Consider the following 16,734-nt stretch of genomic DNA (forward strand, 5'->3'; position numbering starts at 1 on the left):
AGCCAGAAACCCTCTCTTATCAATTCAGCCTAATCTGTCCCATTGGCGCTGACGTCAGACACCGGGCACCCTGGCACATACGGCGGTGAGCTTGATGCTCTACACCGGCGCGGCGCGGGTGGACGCGGTGAAGCTGGGGCCGAAGAACGTCCGTAACGGCAAGATCGAGTACCGGCGACAGAAGACGCAACGGTCAGGTGGTGTGTTGGTTTCGGTGCCGATCCACCCAGACCTGGCCGAAGTACTGGACAGGTTGCCGAAGGACCGGCCCTTCCTGGCCACACAGAAGGGCACTATGCGGTCGGCAGGCGGCTTGGGCAATCTCATGCAGCGATGGACCGAGGACGCCAAACTGCCCCAGTGTTCCGCGCACGGCCTCCGCAAGGCCTGCGCGCGCCGTCTCGCCGAGGCTGGGGCCACCGCGCACGAGATCGGCGCGGTAACCGGGCACAAAACGCTGGCACTTGTGCAACGCTACACCGAGGCCGCAGGCCGCGAAGGCATGGCCGATTCCGCGATTGAGAAACTGATCGCCCGCCCCAACGGCGAGCGCGATTTGGCGAACCTTCCCAAGAGGTTCGTCAAATCAGATACCAACCCCAAGCAGGGAAAGGATAATCTATTGTGACGAATCAAGATTTCATGCGGGCTGGCCATGCTTAACTGCCTGAAATCATTGAAGTGGCTGATGCTCGGAATCAAAGAATGTGCCACTGGAATCAGATTGTCTTTCGCAACATCAAAAAAGGCCGCCAAGCAAAGTGGCGACCTTCTCAGTGACTGATCGGAATGTGCTCGAGAGGCGATCTAGGCTGAAGTTTGCGTCTTGCTCAGCTTCAGGTGCTGGTCAGCGAATTCTCGAACGCTTGGTAACTCTTCTTGATCGAGCGGAGGATGGTCACCCCATGTCGCTCCGACATAGAACTCTGCGTCCCAAGGCGTCCGCAACCCATCCACTACTTTTGCGGGAACAACATCCCTTCCTGCCAAAACCCTTTCGTATGTTTTGGGGTCAAGCGCTTGCCCTTGGAAGATGGCGCTATCTGCATATTGTTCATATAGACGAAGGAGCAGAGCTTTGAACTCAATACGAGCATCTACATAATCGAAGGGGATTTCACTCCAAGCCTTGACCCTCGCGTGCTTGTATTTGGGGTGTGGCTTTAGCTTGATCGCGATGGAGATATTAACCTTGTCATGTTCGCCGGAGTAATTCAGCTGGTTTCCGACAACATCGCGAGAATTGCAGATTGGGATAACCCTCTCCAGGATACCATCGTTCTCATGTTTGAGGATTTCGGCGAGAATTGCATAGGAATTGTGTCTGCTGGTTGGGCGTTCGCTCATCTGATTGTCATAGAGAGGGTTGGTCAGCCACTCTTCGCGCACACAGAATGCTTCTGATAACTCAGCATATGCGGTGCCGTTCAGCTTATCCACCAGCAGGGTGTCGTCGAGGAAGATGGCGGGTGTAATGCCGTACTCCTCAAGTGTTCGCACGGCATCCATCAAGGTGTAGCCATAAGCGCTGTAGAGATGCCGAATACGTTCGGCAGTCCGCCTCGCCGTGTCGTCATAGTGACCGTAATCACTATATTCGCCCTGGGTTTCAGCGTCCTTAAATGCAGACAAGATCATCATCACCAGATTGCTAAGTGGCAGGTCGCCCAGTTGCTCGGCGCGTTTTTCCAGATAAACACGTAGCTCGGCGGTTGGCCGGACCGTAAATGCTTTGGCATCAATGGCCTCCATCTCGGCTTTTTGGGGCATGGAAACAGGTCTTGAAACCGCACGTCGCAGCAAATCACCCAGCATCGTTTTCATCGTAAAACTCCTGTTAACTGTATTGAGAGCGCACATGATTCTTATCGAATTATTTAGGTGACTCTAATTGCATCAATAAGATGCAATTGTCAATTGCGCTGCACCTAACGACCGCTGACCACCGAGAGCAACTTCAACCGGTCGTTCTCTGCACACTCACAATACGCATCTTCAATAACGGCGCGTGGGTAGATCTTGCTGTAGCGCGCCGGAAACGGCATCGGATCGATCCCAAGCCTCTCGAGCTTGCTGCTGACATGCTTTGCCTGGGTTCCGATTTGATGTGCAAGGCAGCCGAGGGTCACATAGCTGTCCAGGAAACGATTGAAGGAGCGCTGCGAAAACGTTGTCATCCTCAGGCCATTGCGCGCGCAGCGTACCGTTTCTCCCAGCAAAATCCCCTCACGGGTCAACATGGCGATCGTGGGATCGTTGACCCTGAGGAGGCGCTTCAGATCGCGCTTGCTGTAGCCTTCGGGCCAGTCACGCCCGGCCAGTGCCTTCAAATCCCGCCAGTTGACCAGAAACGACCCGAAATGCGCCCTGCCTCGTACGGGCGCAATGTGCCGGGCGCTTCCGGTCTGAAGCAGTCTGATGGTCTCGATATAGCTCAGCTTGGTCATCCTGATGCTGTCACGAATGGTGGCGTAGTCGGATCGGTCGCACCCTTCTCCGGCCGGCGCGTGCAGACAGCTGTCGAGCAGCCTCTGAAGTTCTTCGCGCGGATAGCTCTCAGTGAATCCGTCAAGTTTGAAGGTCGGAGTGATGAGATCCGAAGCTGCAATCTTGTCGAAGGTACAGGGCGGGCATCCAAGGTATTCACCGGCCTTCTTCCGGCGCAGGCCTCGTGCGATATCGCGCAGGAAATCCGAGTGCTTGTCGACATCAAAGTAGAAGCGATTGCTGTGTTCAGACGGGATGCCCGCACGGGCCGCGAAGGCTCTCTGGATCGCATATATCCTGCCGCCCATGATGCCGTATTCCTGAGATGCCGAGGGGGCACTGTGTAACTGCCTCTTCGGACAAGGCTGCCCCAGTACGACTTCACCTTTGTCGATTGGATAGTGCGACCAGATGTAGTTGCGCACGATGTCGATAAGGGGCGCGTGCCTCGGGCAGTTCCGCTTATGTGTCATCCAGCGGGCAAAGGGACCAAAATCAGTGTAATATCCGGGTCTCTCACTCCCGGAGTTTTTCTGAATATCGGAGAGCGCGTTGCTGATCCCCTCTGCGCCGGACAGGCAGGCCTGAAAGCCCTGATCGGCGGCGTAAGACAGCTGCGCGCCCGACAGGTTTTCGCGGCGCATCCCGGCTCCATGCACCATCAGAACACCAAGACTTTCGCAGAAACAGGTGACGACATCGAAGTCGATCCGGTTGAGCCACGTCCCGTCAGAACAGCCTCCCAATCGTCGAGCAAGCCAAGTTTCAAAGCGGGTGCATTTCCCGTGTGCCGGAGCCCTCAGTCCGGCGAGGCTGTCCCGCACCCGTGCCGCAAAGTCGCTGGCATGTCGAGGATAGTCGGCCTCCGGCAGAGCGGTCAGTTCAACATCGTGATCAGGGCAGTGTCGCAGCTGTGCGACCTGCCAGCGCATCCTGCAGTGAGGTGCATATGGGCCTGCGGTTCTGACATCCTCACGCAGGCATTCCGGGCAGACCAGTTGGCGGCTGCGGGTAAAACACCTTGCAGTCAGGGTCTCGCCGTTCAGTTCATAATGCCTGCTGTCGACAAGTCTCACGGTAAACCTTGCCAGCGCATCGGCTTCGACACCGGCCAGCTCTGAAAGCTCTGCCAGCGCTTGCGCCTCACCACCCACGAGGCGCTTCCAGTTCAGTCCCACGTCCGAGCAGAAGTCCTGCACATAGGGCGAACCGTTCAGTGACGCCAGGCGGGACACAAAAGAGGTTGCCGGTTCAAAGGGCATGAGCGCAACGGTAAGGGCCAGTCTGGTCATGCCGGCTCTTCCCGTTTCCGGCGCCAGTTTCTATCCTCCCGCTCAAGCGAGGACAGGAGCTTCCCAGCATTGATTGCCAGGAAATCTTCGCTGAGAAAGGGGTTGAGCCCGTCGATGCATCCCGTGCGACGTCGAAACGCTGATGCAAAGTCCCGCAGGCCCAGAGTTTTACGCTCAGCTACAAGCGCTTCTTCGATCGCACCGATGATGATCTCGATGACCAGACCAAACTCGTCGGAAGCGGCATGTATCAACCTGCGGACGGTTTCGGCCTGAAGAATGATGGCCTCAACCCCAAGGCAACCAGCGTGAGCGTATTGCTCGACGACAGATCTGATGCTCTTGCCGTCTGAAGTATAACTTACAGGGGCGAAATGGATCGGTTCGATGCGCCTTGCGAGCTGGGTGTCGAGATCGAAGAGATCCATGAGGCCGGGCATGCCGCTGAGAATAATCCCGACCGGCCAGATCCTGTTCTGCATGATTGACTTGAGGGTATTGACCACATCCTGCATCTCGGAACGAAAGCGGCTGGAATAGAAATCCTGGGCTTCGTCGAGATGCAGGAACATAGTTTGCCGTTGGCGCAGGTGGTTCTGCACGAGTTCCCAGATGATGCCGGAAGTCCGGTCGCGGCGGATCGGGTAGCCTAACGCCTGAAGGCAGGAGTGGCCGACATGTTTGAGCGTAGCGGGTGATGGCACCGTCAGGCTCACGACATCGGCGCGCACTACGCCGTCGGCCAGCAGCTGCAGATCGCTGTGCCTGCTGAAGAGACGCCGGATCGCTGTGGATTTTCCCGATCCGGAGCGGCCGATGACCGCTATTCCATGCGCTTCATGATGTTGCCCGAGCTCGATACCGGCACGCCGGTGATAGAGCAGCGCATCGAATTTTGCTTCCAGTTCGCGGTAACGTGCATGCGTGACAAAGCGTCGTTGCAGGGCCATTATCTTTTGTCCGATGTCGAATGCTTTCTGTTGTGCGGGCGTCATCATTCGTCCTCCAGAGACCAGCTGTCAGACTGACGAAGAGAGGTGTGGCCTCGCGTTTCGCCGACCTTCTTCCTCCGGGATGGCGCGGGTTCGATGAAACGGCCGAACGGAGCTTCCCGCTGCGGGGCGGCCGCTGGTGCGGGTTCGGCCAGTATCTGCTGCGCCTGAAACAGGGAGCGCTCGATCTGCGCGAGTTGGGCCTTCCCCGGATTCTGAGGTGTGATCCCGGCGCGCAACTGTGCCGCCTTATCGATCGCCCGGATGTTCGCGATCGCGCGGTCCCGCACGTCTTCTGTCAGTTCCGCTTCACTGGCATAGCGCTGCCGCAGGACGCGGTTTTCCGCAATCCAGTCCGCCAGTGAGATGCCATCGAAGTTGCCTTTCACAGGGGAGGCGCTGTGCCACTCATTCCCGATCCTGATGGAAATTTCCCCGATATCTTCAGGGTCGATTCTGATGGTGAATTTGCGGTTTCTGGATCGCTTGAATTTTTCGCGCAGCTCCGGACAGCTGTAGAAGTTGCCAAAGAAACGGATGCCGCGTTTCGACAGGATGCGCTCGAACTCGTGACCTAGAACTGTGCGGCGGACATGTCGGTCCGGAGGGGCGGAGATCCCGCGATCACGGACGAGTTCTTTCCAGCGATTGGCCGGGGTCTGACCTCCAAGACCGCCATGTGGCTTGTTATGATAATAGTCGACGATGAAATACGTAAGTATGCGCGCCAGATCGTCGTCATCGAGCGCGGCGGTTCCTTCGCTGTCATAGTCCCCGCGTTCGAGCGGATTGGAAAAGGTCCTTCCGGAAAGACGCGGCATGAGCCCTGTTGTAAGAGTTCCGAAGGGGCGCTCAATCCGACCGCGCAGTTCGGGGATTTTGACCGGCGCGAATTGCATGATACCGCCAAGGCCGTTGACTGCGGCCACGAAAGCATCGGCAAAGAAAGCCGTGCCGGTGTCACATGCCACACTGGAAATGCCACCGTGCTGGTTCCACGGCGACTGTGCGCCAAGGGCCCGGGCCAGATCGCTCTTGTCCGTCACGATCATCTTCAGGAGCCGCACAGCGGCCTCGGCCGACGGGTTTTCGACAATCAGCAGCCCCAGAATGCAGCGGCTTGCACAGTCAATGGCAGCATAGATCCAGCGACGCCCTTTTGGCAGGGTACGCCGCTGTTCATCGGTCATGATCTGATAAAGGCCCAGGTTGGTGAAATATGTAACCAGGTCGACATTCCACTCGTCGACTTCGATCCTCTCCATCGGAAACTGCACGTCGAGCCCACCTGACCACATCGCATATTTTTTGCGCGCAGCGTCCGGGCCGAGGCGCGCGCAATCCGTCTCGAAAGGATCGAGTGCATTGATGCGCCGCCGGATCGTGGCAGGGCTGGGAGTGTGCAGTGGCTTCAGGTTCGCGGCCGCGCGGTTCGCGTTCTCTTCTTTGAAGCGGCGTCTTGTGTGTTCGATGACTTCTTCCATCGTTGGCCGGTTCACGCTGGCATACGTCAGCACGCAGTCCTGCAGCAGGGCTTCGACGTCGTGAGTGAAATAGCCGGATATCCAGCCCGATCCGGTTTTGCGGGGTGCGAGCGTCATCGGGTCGAAGCCGCTGTTGCGCAGCGTGCGCAGATGATCCAGCAACGTTCTCCCGGAGGGCAGCTGGCGCAGGGGCAGGCGCTCAGAGGCCCTGATCCGCCGCCCGAGAAAGTGCCGGGCCAGTTCCTGATCCGCAACCATCTGCTCCAGCCGCTGTCTGTGCTGACGGATGCCAGCCTCTGTGAGTTTCAGTTCCCCCGCTTCATGCAGGCGGTACATTGCCATGCAGACGAGGTAGAGCCAGATGGTTTTTCCGCGCGTTTCCTCATCGAGCCCGTCCAAAGTCGGGGCGCGGGAGCTTGCTTTATTACGGACGTTTTGACCTGCGAAATAGTCCCGTTCATGGCGCCACCCCGGCGCGGTGGCCAGTTCGCTCATCTGGTCATGAGAAAACGCCTCAATGCAGTCCGGCGCCTCGCATCGGGCAAGATACTGGTGGGTCTTGTCGGATTTCAGCGGTCGATAGGTCTGGCTGCCGATGGTGATCCGGTCGGTTCCGGAGAAACTAAGCCGTGTCATGCCGCACCTCCCTTCGCCACCATGGTGTTCAGATCGATAAGCCCCGGCGATACCTGCCTGAGCAACCCGCTCATGACCGCACGAAAGGCCGCCCGATAGGCGCGACCGGCAAGACCCGTCGCAGCACAGAGATCTGACATTGAAACCGGCCGGTACAGGGACCGGATAGCCTCCTGAATGGTCGTGTCGGCCTCGGGATCCGCGTGTTTCAGGAGCTCAAAGTACCGCATGGCATTGATGGCATCGGCAGTTGAGACGCAACTGTCTGTGAACAGAATGACGTTCTCCGCAAAATCCGGGGGGAGCTGACTGCCTATCAAAGCGAGATCTGCATCGAAGCGTTTCGCGATCGCGCGTTCTTCCGGGCGCACAGCCACGGCGTGCCGCTGCCCGTCGTGCATGGTGATGAGGAAATCAAATGTGTGGGAACGTTCTTTACCGCTGGCATCGCAATAATTTACGGCCGGGGGCTGCTCCAGCAGATCGGCGACTTTGCCCGAGGTCACCGCGAGGGTGATAAAGATCAGCTCCAGCTTGCTCTCAAAACAGACGCGCCGGTGCAGGCCCTGCGTGGGTATCCAGACAGGGATCATGCCTCTGACGCTGGTTCTGGAGCGAAAACTGATTTTACGGAATGCCCGGCTTTCGGCTGGCAGGCGGTGTCGGGTTCGTGCCGCGGGGGCAAGGAGCGATGCGCGTGAGTGAGTGGCGAGCGGCCCTTCGGCACGCACGGGTTTGTCGGGAGCAGCCATGGCTGTCCTCCTTTCAGCAATGAACATCAGGGCACGGCCAGAGAACTGCCCGTGTTATTCTTGACTTCTTGTGCGAAACGGAGGATCAAGAGACCTGAACTTGGTGGGTTTCTTGATCCCCCTTTGGAGGCCTGGGAGGTTGCAGCTTCCAGGCTTTCGCTTTATTGGGTAGTGAGATCAGCTTACATCGTCGTCCTCCTCGTACCGATCCGGCCAAATGGTCTCTGGGGTAGTGGAAAGCTTGCGGGCTATGGCCTCCTGGATTCTCTGTGATCTGTGGTAGCCCTGCGAGACCGTGGTAATTGTACTGGGGGTGACCCCTAGCTCGCGGGCGAGGGCGTTGATGCCGGAGCCAGCATCCCGCAGGCGCGCTTTGATCGAAGCGTGCAGGTCGAGATCTACGATTTTCGCGCCTTTATTTTTCATCTGTTAGATCAATACGTCCTAGGCAGGCCTCCTGAAAACGGAGGCGAATCACCCGAGTAATTGCACAGTCTGATTCGGTTGAGAAGGGGGTGAGAAGCTTGACCGGGATATGAGTATCTATCGGAAAACAAATAACAATTTGTTTTTAGATTGATTGTGAAACGCCCCCGGAAAGCTTTCCTGAATGATCTCAGTGCGTTGTTCCGCGAGCGCATTCAGAGGCACAGGCAGAAGGAAGCCCGAAGGTGCCGGCAGAAAAAAGTTCTGCCATTTCTCTTTGGCAGTACAGGGCACCGAACACCGCCCGAATTCTTCGGGACTGCGTCACCGGCTTTCACATTGTCCAGACCTTTGCCTCCCGCAGATAGTCAGGCACTTCGTGTTTCCGTACATTCGGGTGATTTTCCAGCACCATTCTCAAAGTGTGCACTGCGCCAAAGGCACTACGGATTAGCTCGCGCTGTCCCACGATGTACTTCTGGTCAAACTCATTGTCTTCCACCTTGTGCGCTGGTTTTTGCCGCTCTTTTCGGACCGCCCGAAAATTGGCGAACATTTCCTGCATCGGCTTCGGATCGCCAGGCCGGAACTTTATCCCGATCCACTCTTCTAAGAGTTGGATTGTACCTTTTGACTGTGTAACACGATTCCCATCCTCGTCGGTCAGGTACCGGTTTAGCTCAACATCGTCTTTGAAAAATTCACGATTCAAATCGTCACTCAAGAGCTGGTCTAACAACAGCGCAAAGTCCCGAAACTCCTTTTTCGTCGGTCTGAGCAAAATGCCAAAACCGTTCGGGCGCCTGAGATCATCAAACTCAGATCGAAACAGCGGCGGTTTGCCCATTTGCTTGCAAAAGCGGTTTATCTGCATCTTTTCTTGAAGGAAGGCGTCGTAGATCGACATATTCTCTGGAAAATCGCCAACAATTTGGGTGCGAAAGAAGTCGGGATGAAGCTTATACGACCCGTGTAGCTCGTGTTTTTCCATTTCAATTTGAAGAGCTTCCGGGAGATCATGCAAATACCGAATGAAGGCTGCAATGGCGCGATGCATGTCGTCATCGTAGGCGAAGCCAAACTCAAAGAACTCGAGACCGTCACGGACAACCGCTCGATCCGCAATTCGCGTTCCGTCTTTTTGTAGTATCCGTCCGTGAATGTCATCAACGTCAAAACTGAAGCGTGGATCGTTACGGTACCATTCGAGCGCCCGTAAATCGAAGGCGCGATAGCTCAACTGAGGCGCGCCTTCCTTTAGCGCCCTGGTATACGGCGCGGCTTCATTGGCCCCGGCATCAATTTCGGCAAGTAGCTGCGGTGTGGGGTATAGGCATCCAGCGAGTCCAGCTTCATCAATTTTTCTAAGCTGAACGTCGATCGGTTCTGCGTGGAATGCTTTGATATGTGGGTTTGGGTGCCCATCACCGCGAACAAGGTCCAACCGGCCATCCGCGATCAGTTCTTTGATCAGTTCCGTATCCCCAATGTGCGTTAACTGCGCCACGCCCATCCCATTAAAGTCGCCGGATTGCAGGTAGGTATCCATAGCTCTGCTGAGGATTGTTGCTTTTCGACTGTTTGTTGCCAAGTTTCACCTAATAGGAACTACTGCTCTTGTTCGGACCGGGATTTTGTCAACTTTACTGCCCTCAGAAGAGCCAATCAATTCGTCTTGCCCGGAAAACGGTCGTTGATGTAAGGGGCGGCCACTGACAGAAAAGTCCGCATTTTCGCCATTCTGGCAGGACGTCACGAGTGACAGAACTCGGCTCAGCTGGCCGAACACTCCTAGAAAGACTATACTTGCTCAACTACGCGGATTTTGCATTTCCTGATCCAGCGTCGCCCGATTCCCGTCAGCCGGTCGTCAACGTGCCTGGCTCAGCTTTCTGAACTTCTGCAATCGACGGGTGTGCTCGGCGACCGGCAGCCAGACCGTCGGATCTTCTTCAAAGATGACCAGCGCGCGATAGAGGACCTGAGGGGGCATGACGGATGCGGCGTGCATCTCGTCGACCGCCCAGAGGACGCCATGCACCTCGACTGCCTGCGCCGATGCAAACCGCCTCAGCGGTCCGTCTCCCGTCAGCAGGATCGCGTCCGACGTGTCCGCAGCCGCAATGAACGCGAAACAATCATTGATCGTGAGGGCCCGGTTTCCCCGCTGAACATCGCCTGAGCGTTTCACCTGTTCGCCACTCAGGTCCCAGACCTCCAGCCCGCTGTCAATCAGCATTTGCTTCTCACGTCCGGACATGTCGAGGAGTTCATCCTCGAAGAGCGGCAGAGGGATGGCGAACTGGTACGGCAAGGCAAGCAGCCCGGAAAGCAGTCCGCCTTTTCTCAGGTCGATCAGGCAACTGGTATCACTGATGACGATCCGCATTGGCCTTTACCGGCCCACGCAGCGCCGCCTCAATAGTGGTCATGGGAACCTGCAGCAACTGTGCGGCACGGGTGGGGGCAATAAGGTGCTCGGCCAGTGCCCAGTAACAGAGGCGTTCGAAGCGGCGGGGCTCCTCGAAGATGCACCCGGCACTCTCCTCAAGCGGTTCGGGCTCATTCTTACGCCAGGTGCTTGCGACGGTCTGGAACGCGTACTGTACAGCTGACCCGGACAAAACGTCGATCTGTCCGAGGCGCATCAGAAGTGCTGCAGCGCTGACGCGGTAGAAACGTTTCAGGCGAACGATCTCGCCGTAGCTGATCTGCCGCCGACCGGGATGCTGCGCTGAACTGACCCGATGACGCAGATGGCTTGCTGGGACGAGGAACGCTCCGGCGAACCGGTTTGCTGCCCGTTCGATATTGACCGGCGCGTCGGAGTTCAGAACCCTGTGCGCAAGTTCATGGGCAAGAGTGAAGCGACGGCGTTCGAGGCCATGGTTCCGATTGACGACGATGACGGGCATTTGTCTGCCATCGCCTGGGCGGGTAACCCAGCAGGTCAGTCCCGAGACCGATTGTGGGAGCTCAATCAGGAAGACCTTGAGGCCGCGCTCTTCCAGAAGTTCGGTGAGGTTCGGGATAGGATCGTCACCTAGATCCCAGGCATCACGGACCTGATCGGCGATTTCCTCCGCTCCGCCCTCGTCATTCAGCCGTACTGGCCGGATCGGCGGGGTCCAGTGTGCGGTGTCGAGTTCGAGAAGTTCTTCTACGGTCAGATAACGGTCAACCTGATCCATGACCTCAGCCTCGACCCGGGACCGATCCTTCGCCGAAGTCGAGGACAGTTTGCGAAACTCGACCCCTTCGAGCGCCTGGACCTGATCGCTCATCAGGAAATCGATCGAAACGCCGAGCGCTTTGGCAAGCGCCACCAGAACGCTGCTGCCCGGGGTCATTTCGCCCTTCTCATATTTTCGGATGGCCTGGTGGCTTGGCTGTCCGCCGAGCGCATCAGAAAGCCCGCGCAATGAATATCCGGCGCGCTTCCGGGCCAGTTCGAGGCGCCGCCCGTTCATGATTTATCCTCCACCACAAAGGTTGACACTTTTGAAGTTGATACCAAATATGTAAACCAAGTCTGTATCCGGAGCAAGACCGCCGATCGGTGTGCTTTATGCAGGTTCATGATTTCTGTTTAAGGGACATAAGTGATGGCGCTCCCATTGCCGAATACCAGACCTGTCGATCAGTTATTGGAAGATCTCGTTGAGGAACTTCAGGTCCCGCCCGGCCGGTACGAACAGGCTGAGCGCAGCTACAAGTCGCTCGGCGAGTGGCTGCACCGGCCGGATTCAACTGTACGCAACGACAGCCCCGATGTGTATGTGCAGGGTTCTTTCAGGCTGGGAACGGCGATCAGGCCCGCATCAGATGAAGAAGACTATGACATCGATATGGTCTGCCGTCTCGAATACGAGAAGTCGGCACTGACCCAGGCAGAGCTGAAACGTCGCGTCGGTGTCGAGGTCAAAGCCTATGCCCGGCGTTACGGCATGAGCAAACCCGAAGACGGACGCCGCTGCTGGACCCTGGTCTACGCAGATGGCGCACAGTTTCACATGGATGTCCTGCCTGCGGTGCCTGACTTCGAGAAGCGGCGCTATCTGAGTGAAGCGGGCCCCGCGCTTGCCCGACTGGGGGCAACTGCGCTCGCGATCACAGACAAGGAACACGACGGCTTCCGGCAGGCTGGCGGCCGCTGGCCGCACAGCAATCCCAAAGGCTATGCGCTCTGGTTTCGCGATCGGATGGGCCAGGCGTTCAGAAGTCGTGCTCTCAACGAGGCACGCAGGATGCAGGCCAGCGTTGAGGATGTTCCGGCATGGCGGGTGCGTACCCCGCTGCAGGGCGCTATCCAGATCCTAAAACGCCATCGCGATCTCATGTTCAGCGACCGGCCGGAAGACAAGCCGATCTCCATCCTGATCACGACCCTTGCTGCGCATGCCTATAATCAGGAAGAACGCCTATCCGATGCGCTGTTCTCGATCCTTCAGGGAATGGACCGGTACATTACCCGCCGCAATGGCGTGGACTGGGTCGAAAACCCGGCCGACCCCGAGGAAAATTTTGCTGACAAGTGGGAAGAGCACTCTGAGCGTCGGGATGCATTCCATGAGTGGCTTCAGCAGGCCCGCAGCGATTTCGCATCGGCACATCAGGCGCTCACTGCAGACGGTGTCGGCGCCGTCCTCAGCGAACGCATGGGGCAGGGTTTGGTCGAACGCGCACTGGGGCGTCGCAATCCGGCCAGAAGGCCGGGTGTTCCCGCGCGCCTGGTCCGTGCGGTCAATCTCGTCCTTGCGCCAGCCTACATGCGAAAGCCGCGATGGCCGCAGGCTGCGGAAGGCCGCGTGACTATTCGTGCGGCGACCTTTACGCAGCAGGGTTTCAGGCCGCAGAACTTCGTGAGCAATGGCGCGCCGCTTCCCAGAAATTGCAGTCTGCGTTTTGAGGCGGACACGACGGTGACCGGGCGTTTCAAGGTCTACTGGCAGGTCGTGAACACCGGGCGGGAAGCCGAGGATGCGGATTGTCTGCGTGGAGGCTTCAGCCCGGACGCGGCGGTCCGGGGTGGTCTGTCCCATTCTGAGAGCACCCTCTATCGGGGCCAGCACAGCATCGAGTGTTTCATTGTGAAGAATGGCAAACTGGCCGCGCGCAGCGGTCAGTTCATCGTGAATATTGGCTGATCCGGAGGCTGAAGACATGTCTTTCTGGCGCAAACATGGTGACCGGTTTTTCGATGGATTGATCACCTATGTCTTCCGGATCCCGTCCTGGCCGTCGAGGTTGCTGCGTGCCGGTGTCACATTGATCGTCGCCGGGTTGGGCGTCGGCGGGCTGGCCGGCGATCTTTCCTGGATCGATGCGGACCGCGTACTGCGGCTGGCCGCGCAGGCGGATGGTGGCGGGCTATCGGTCTACTGGTCCCAGATCGCCGTCTTCCTCGGCATTCTGCTCCTCGCTGCGGGGGGTGTCCTTGGTGTGATCGATCACATCGCCGACCGGCGGCAGCTCAGGAAGCAGAGCGTGGTTGTGCTGGAGCACCGCGGGCTGCACCAGACCGTTGATACTCCCCTTGCCTCTGCCGTGCCGAAGCGCCTGAAAGGCCGTATCGATGTCCTGCCGGTCGACCACCGGCAGTCGACCTCGACGAGTCAGATCAGCAGTCCCGAAGATGCACTCTCACAGATTGCCGGATTGCGGCAACAGCTTCGTCAGAAGCGTGATGCGGCGGGTCCTGGCAACGTCAGGCTGGTCTACGGTGGCATGGCCCCTGTACCGCTGACGTTCCTGACCGGCATGATGGTCGGGAATGAAGCTGGTCTTACAGTGATGGACTGGGATCGTTTCGCGGAAAAATGGCGCGAACCTGACGGCGAAGATGACGGAGACCGGTTCGGCGTTTTCGGAGTCGAAGGTCTGAAGGACGATGTTCCGGTGGTAGCTTTGGCCGTCGCTGTTTCTTACCCGTCGGACGCAGACGGTATCAGGGCGACTCTCGGTGATATGCCTCTGATCCGCCTCGCTTTGCCAACTCTGAGCACGACGGCGCACTGGTCTGCCGACAAGCAATCTGCCATGGCGAAAGACTTCACGGATCTTCTGGGAGACCTCATGGCGAAAGGGGTCAAACGCGTTCACCTGTTCATCGCAGCCCCCAACAGCGTTGTATTCACTCTGGGCCGGCACCTCGATGACAGACTGCATCCCGAGGTGCTGGTCTACCAGTACGAGCGTTCGGCGTCGCCACCGTTTCCTTGGGCGGTTCAGATGCCCACCCACGGGTGGAGCGCTGCGCAGATTGTCAGAAGTGTCGCGGCGCCATCCCCTCCGGCAGCCGCCTGAGCGCGGCCGTCTCTGCACGGGAAGGGAAAACGGGGCGCATTTCCGGAGCCTGTGAGAGGGTCAGGTGCCACGCTTCAGGGATCGACCCTGGCAGGCATTCCCGACATTCGCCTGTCTCCACGCCGACCGCACGAAACTGCGCGCGGTGTTCAGCGACCGCCGGTCTCAAGCGTCTTTTCCACTTCTGCCAGAAGTGCCGAGGCGGAGGTTCCCAGTTGAAGCGAAATTGCATGCAATGCCGTCAGCGTCGGCTGCCGGTTCTGCGTCTCCAGAAGTGAAATATAGCTCATCGAAAGATCGCACCGGAACGCGAGCTCTTCCTGCGATAGCCCGGCCTCCTTTCGCCGCTGCCGAAGCACGGTTGCGAAGGCTTTCAAGAGTTCCGGGTTGCTACGCTCCATCCCCAAGTTAATGGAGAAGCTTGCACCGCGCATCTAATGACTATAGTCATTATTAATAACAATAGTCATAATCCGGGGATTTCGCCTGATGTTCCGATTGCCGATTATTCTGCTTGCCGTAGCGTTGGCGGGCTCAGCTCCGTCACGAACCTTCGCCCAATCCCTTCCGCAGCCGGAGGGCTACGACACACTGAGCGAGACCCAGCCTGCCTCCGTGCGCCCCTACGACTTCGCCATTCTCGGGGTGAAACCCGGCATGCCGATCGACGAGGCGGTTGCGCTGATTGAGGCGCATCTCGGGCAGGAGCTTTCGCCGGTCGAAGGTACGCTTCAGGTGGAAAATCCGGCGGGCAAGGTGTTTCGCACGAAGCTGCGGGTCGGCTATGTCACGCCGGGGATCGACTTCTTCCTGCGCAATCAGAGCAACAAGCCGTATGACAGCATCCAGATCGATGTCTCCAGCCCGGCCATCGGCTCGGTCGTGACCGCGATCCGCCGCGAGGTGCGTGTTGCCGCAGGGGATGGGCCGGATAAAGCAGCGTTGTTGGCGCAGCTGGAAGGGCTCTACGGCAAGCCGTCTGACCTGCCGGACAGGGGTGACAGGATGTGGCGGTGGGCTCTGGATCGCGCTTACGAGCCGATCCCGATGCCTGAACCCTACGACATGTATTCCTACGAAGCCTGCGCCCACGGCCTGCCGACCGAGGGTCGGTTCGATTACCGCATTGCTCCGGTTCTCGGCGAGGGACGCAAATGCGGGATGAGCTATGTCGCGGAATACCGGACGAAAGGCACGGAGACGATCACCATGACCTTCCGGCTGATCGACTACAATCTGATGGTTCAGGATCGCACTGCCGCTCGTCCGCAGATCGACGGAACCCTGAACACGGCAACCCAACCTGCGGATATGAAGCTATGACCACGACCGCCGAAAAAGTGCAGAACATGACAGCGTGGCTGGATTTTCTGCGCGAGAACCCCGAGCTTGACCCTGACACCGTGATGGAGCTTCGCGTTCCGACGAGTGTGCATGTCGAGATCATGCGCAAGGCCACGGAACTGGGCGTAACGAACCTCGATGTGGTGCTCTTCGCGCTGGCCGATTACGGTATCGCCAGGGAATATGTGGCGTGAACAGGTGCGATGGCGCGGTTTCTGGTCTGGAGCGACCTGCATGACGAATTCTGGGGCGGCTTCGATCTGCCCGACCTGTCCGCGCCGGTGGACGGAGTTCTGATCGCGGGCGATACGCACACGCGAGGGCGGCACTTGGAGATTCCGGCGCGGGCGGCGCGCAAATATGGCTGTCCGGTCGTGGTGATCTGGGGCAATCATGAACCCTATGGCTCGGTCTGGTCAGAACTGTTGGCCGACGAAGATCGCCAGCTTACCGAACTGCGCGCCGAAGGTCTCGACATCCGCGTTCTGCGCGGGGCAATGACCGAGATCGCGGGCGTGCGCATCATCGGCGCAACGCTCTGGACGGATCTGCGGCTCTATCCAGAGTTCGACCAACTCGCGCGGCTCATGGTCTCGGCCTACATGCAGGACTACCGCGCCATTCGCACCGCGCTCGATACCCGCTTTACCGTCGATGACATGCTGGACCGCCATGCACAGGACAAGGCTGCGATCCTCGCCGCCCTGCGCGTCCCATTTGACGGCCCAACCGTGGTCATGACCCATCACCTGCCGCTGCGCGAGTTGATCGCCCCGTGGCGCACCATCGGCGGCCACGAGAAGCGCGCGATGAACAACGGCTTTGCCAGCGACCTTTGGGACGAGATCCGGGGTTTCAACATCGACACATGGATATGGGGGCATAGCCACGAGGGCGAGAGCCAAACGCTCGAAGGCGAGCACGGCCCGATCCGTTTCGTCACGAACCAGCGAGGGTATCCGGGCGAAGGGGCTGAGTTCGACCCGGCCTGTGTGCTGGAGATTTGACCCCAAAG

General features: G+C 58.4%; 16 protein-coding genes. 6 read left to right on the forward strand and 10 right to left on the reverse strand.

Annotated elements, in window-relative coordinates; all coding sequences use genetic code 11:
* Positions 1-85: 85 nt before the first annotated feature.
* A complete protein-coding gene (locus tag IE188_RS11620) occupies positions 86-628 on the forward strand; it encodes a tyrosine-type recombinase/integrase (protein WP_407648239.1) in 543 nt (180 codons plus the stop codon).
* A 179-nt stretch (positions 629-807) separates the two neighbouring features.
* Here the strand turns inward: IE188_RS11620 and IE188_RS11625 are convergent, their stop codons facing one another.
* The 9 genes from IE188_RS11625 to IE188_RS11665 form a co-directional block, all read right to left on the reverse strand.
* Positions 808-1,824: a hypothetical protein gene (locus tag IE188_RS11625; protein ID WP_191286677.1), complete on the reverse strand. Its 1,017-nt coding sequence runs from the start codon at positions 1,822-1,824 to the stop codon at positions 808-810.
* 104 nt (positions 1,825-1,928) lie between these two features.
* Positions 1,929-3,779 (reverse strand): TniQ family protein, encoded by a 1,851-nt coding sequence (locus IE188_RS11630; protein ID WP_191286678.1) that lies wholly within the window; start codon positions 3,777-3,779, stop codon positions 1,929-1,931.
* The gene (locus tag IE188_RS11635; RefSeq protein WP_229836764.1) at positions 3,776-4,777 is read right to left on the reverse strand and encodes a TniB family NTP-binding protein; all 1,002 of its coding nucleotides are present in this window, start codon (positions 4,775-4,777) and stop codon (positions 3,776-3,778) included. The genes IE188_RS11630 and IE188_RS11635 overlap by 4 nt, the downstream gene beginning before the upstream one ends.
* Positions 4,774-6,891: a Mu transposase C-terminal domain-containing protein gene (locus tag IE188_RS11640; RefSeq protein WP_191286679.1), complete on the reverse strand. Its 2,118-nt coding sequence runs from the start codon at positions 6,889-6,891 to the stop codon at positions 4,774-4,776. Before IE188_RS11640 ends, IE188_RS11635 begins: the two co-directional genes overlap by 4 nt.
* Complete coding sequence (locus IE188_RS11645; RefSeq protein WP_191286680.1) at positions 6,888-7,643, reverse strand: TnsA endonuclease N-terminal domain-containing protein; 756 nt, start codon at positions 7,641-7,643, stop codon at positions 6,888-6,890. Before IE188_RS11645 ends, IE188_RS11640 begins: the two co-directional genes overlap by 4 nt.
* 177 nt (positions 7,644-7,820) lie before the next feature.
* Positions 7,821-8,069 (reverse strand): helix-turn-helix domain-containing protein, encoded by a 249-nt coding sequence (locus IE188_RS16890; RefSeq protein WP_191286681.1) that lies wholly within the window; start codon positions 8,067-8,069, stop codon positions 7,821-7,823.
* Positions 8,070-8,403: 334 nt separating this feature from the next.
* Positions 8,404-9,618 carry an AAA family ATPase gene (locus IE188_RS11655; RefSeq protein ID WP_191286682.1) on the reverse strand — a complete coding sequence of 405 codons (1,215 nt, stop codon included), beginning with the start codon at positions 9,616-9,618 and terminating at the stop codon, positions 8,404-8,406.
* 321 nt (positions 9,619-9,939) lie between these two features.
* Positions 9,940-10,458, reverse strand: coding sequence for a PIN domain-containing protein (locus IE188_RS11660; RefSeq protein WP_191286683.1), 519 nt, complete (start codon positions 10,456-10,458; stop codon positions 9,940-9,942).
* Positions 10,439-11,539 (reverse strand): helix-turn-helix domain-containing protein, encoded by a 1,101-nt coding sequence (locus IE188_RS11665; RefSeq protein ID WP_191286684.1) that lies wholly within the window; start codon positions 11,537-11,539, stop codon positions 10,439-10,441. The genes IE188_RS11660 and IE188_RS11665 overlap by 20 nt, the downstream gene beginning before the upstream one ends.
* A 135-nt stretch (positions 11,540-11,674) precedes the next feature.
* Here IE188_RS11665 and IE188_RS11670 point away from each other — a divergent pair, with 135 nt between their 5' ends.
* Entirely contained in the window at positions 11,675-13,216 is a 1,542-nt protein-coding gene (locus IE188_RS11670; protein WP_191286685.1) for a nucleotidyltransferase, read from the forward strand.
* A 16-nt stretch (positions 13,217-13,232) separates the two neighbouring features.
* Positions 13,233-14,375 carry an SAVED domain-containing protein gene (locus IE188_RS11675; RefSeq protein WP_191286686.1) on the forward strand — a complete coding sequence of 381 codons (1,143 nt, stop codon included), beginning with the start codon at positions 13,233-13,235 and terminating at the stop codon, positions 14,373-14,375.
* A 149-nt stretch (positions 14,376-14,524) separates the two neighbouring features.
* On the opposite strand, the gene IE188_RS11680 is transcribed toward IE188_RS11675, so the two are convergent.
* On the reverse strand, positions 14,525-14,809 hold the full coding sequence (locus tag IE188_RS11680; protein WP_229836765.1) for a helix-turn-helix domain-containing protein: 285 nt from the start codon (positions 14,807-14,809) through the stop codon (positions 14,525-14,527).
* A 55-nt stretch (positions 14,810-14,864) separates the two neighbouring features.
* On the opposite strand from IE188_RS11680, the gene IE188_RS11685 reads away from it, so the two are divergent.
* From IE188_RS11685 to IE188_RS11695, 3 genes are read left to right on the forward strand one after another with little or no spacing between them, the layout of a single operon-like run.
* Positions 14,865-15,698, forward strand: coding sequence for a hypothetical protein (locus tag IE188_RS11685; protein ID WP_191286687.1), 834 nt, complete (start codon positions 14,865-14,867; stop codon positions 15,696-15,698).
* On the forward strand, positions 15,695-15,913 hold the full coding sequence (locus tag IE188_RS11690; protein WP_191286688.1) for a hypothetical protein: 219 nt from the start codon (positions 15,695-15,697) through the stop codon (positions 15,911-15,913). The genes IE188_RS11685 and IE188_RS11690 overlap by 4 nt, the downstream gene beginning before the upstream one ends.
* 9 nt (positions 15,914-15,922) lie before the next feature.
* Positions 15,923-16,726 carry a metallophosphoesterase gene (locus IE188_RS11695; RefSeq protein WP_191286689.1) on the forward strand — a complete coding sequence of 268 codons (804 nt, stop codon included), beginning with the start codon at positions 15,923-15,925 and terminating at the stop codon, positions 16,724-16,726.
* Positions 16,727-16,734 lie beyond the last annotated feature (8 nt).

It is taken from the genome of Aliiroseovarius zhejiangensis (assembly GCF_014656375.1).
GTDB lineage: Bacteria > Pseudomonadota > Alphaproteobacteria > Rhodobacterales > Rhodobacteraceae > Aliiroseovarius > Aliiroseovarius zhejiangensis.

Coding starts and splice junctions, on each gene's coding strand:
- IE188_RS11695 (WP_191286689.1), top strand. CDS start 15,923: ATGGCGCGGTTTCTGGTCTGGAGCGACCTGCATGACGAATTCTGGGGC.
- IE188_RS11680 (WP_229836765.1), bottom strand. CDS start 14,809: ATGCGCGGTGCAAGCTTCTCCATTAACTTGGGGATGGAGCGTAGCAAC.
- IE188_RS11645 (WP_191286680.1), bottom strand. CDS start 7,643: ATGGCTGCTCCCGACAAACCCGTGCGTGCCGAAGGGCCGCTCGCCACT.
- IE188_RS11640 (WP_191286679.1), bottom strand. CDS start 6,891: ATGACACGGCTTAGTTTCTCCGGAACCGACCGGATCACCATCGGCAGC.
- IE188_RS16890 (WP_191286681.1), bottom strand. CDS start 8,069: ATGAAAAATAAAGGCGCGAAAATCGTAGATCTCGACCTGCACGCTTCG.
- IE188_RS11635 (WP_229836764.1), bottom strand. CDS start 4,777: ATGATGACGCCCGCACAACAGAAAGCATTCGACATCGGACAAAAGATA.
- IE188_RS11660 (WP_191286683.1), bottom strand. CDS start 10,458: ATGCGGATCGTCATCAGTGATACCAGTTGCCTGATCGACCTGAGAAAA.
- IE188_RS11675 (WP_191286686.1), top strand. CDS start 13,233: ATGTCTTTCTGGCGCAAACATGGTGACCGGTTTTTCGATGGATTGATC.
- IE188_RS11655 (WP_191286682.1), bottom strand. CDS start 9,618: ATGGATACCTACCTGCAATCCGGCGACTTTAATGGGATGGGCGTGGCG.
- IE188_RS11685 (WP_191286687.1), top strand. CDS start 14,865: ATGTTCCGATTGCCGATTATTCTGCTTGCCGTAGCGTTGGCGGGCTCA.
- IE188_RS11690 (WP_191286688.1), top strand. CDS start 15,695: ATGACCACGACCGCCGAAAAAGTGCAGAACATGACAGCGTGGCTGGAT.
- IE188_RS11630 (WP_191286678.1), bottom strand. CDS start 3,779: ATGACCAGACTGGCCCTTACCGTTGCGCTCATGCCCTTTGAACCGGCA.
- IE188_RS11670 (WP_191286685.1), top strand. CDS start 11,675: ATGGCGCTCCCATTGCCGAATACCAGACCTGTCGATCAGTTATTGGAA.
- IE188_RS11625 (WP_191286677.1), bottom strand. CDS start 1,824: ATGAAAACGATGCTGGGTGATTTGCTGCGACGTGCGGTTTCAAGACCT.
- IE188_RS11665 (WP_191286684.1), bottom strand. CDS start 11,539: ATGAACGGGCGGCGCCTCGAACTGGCCCGGAAGCGCGCCGGATATTCA.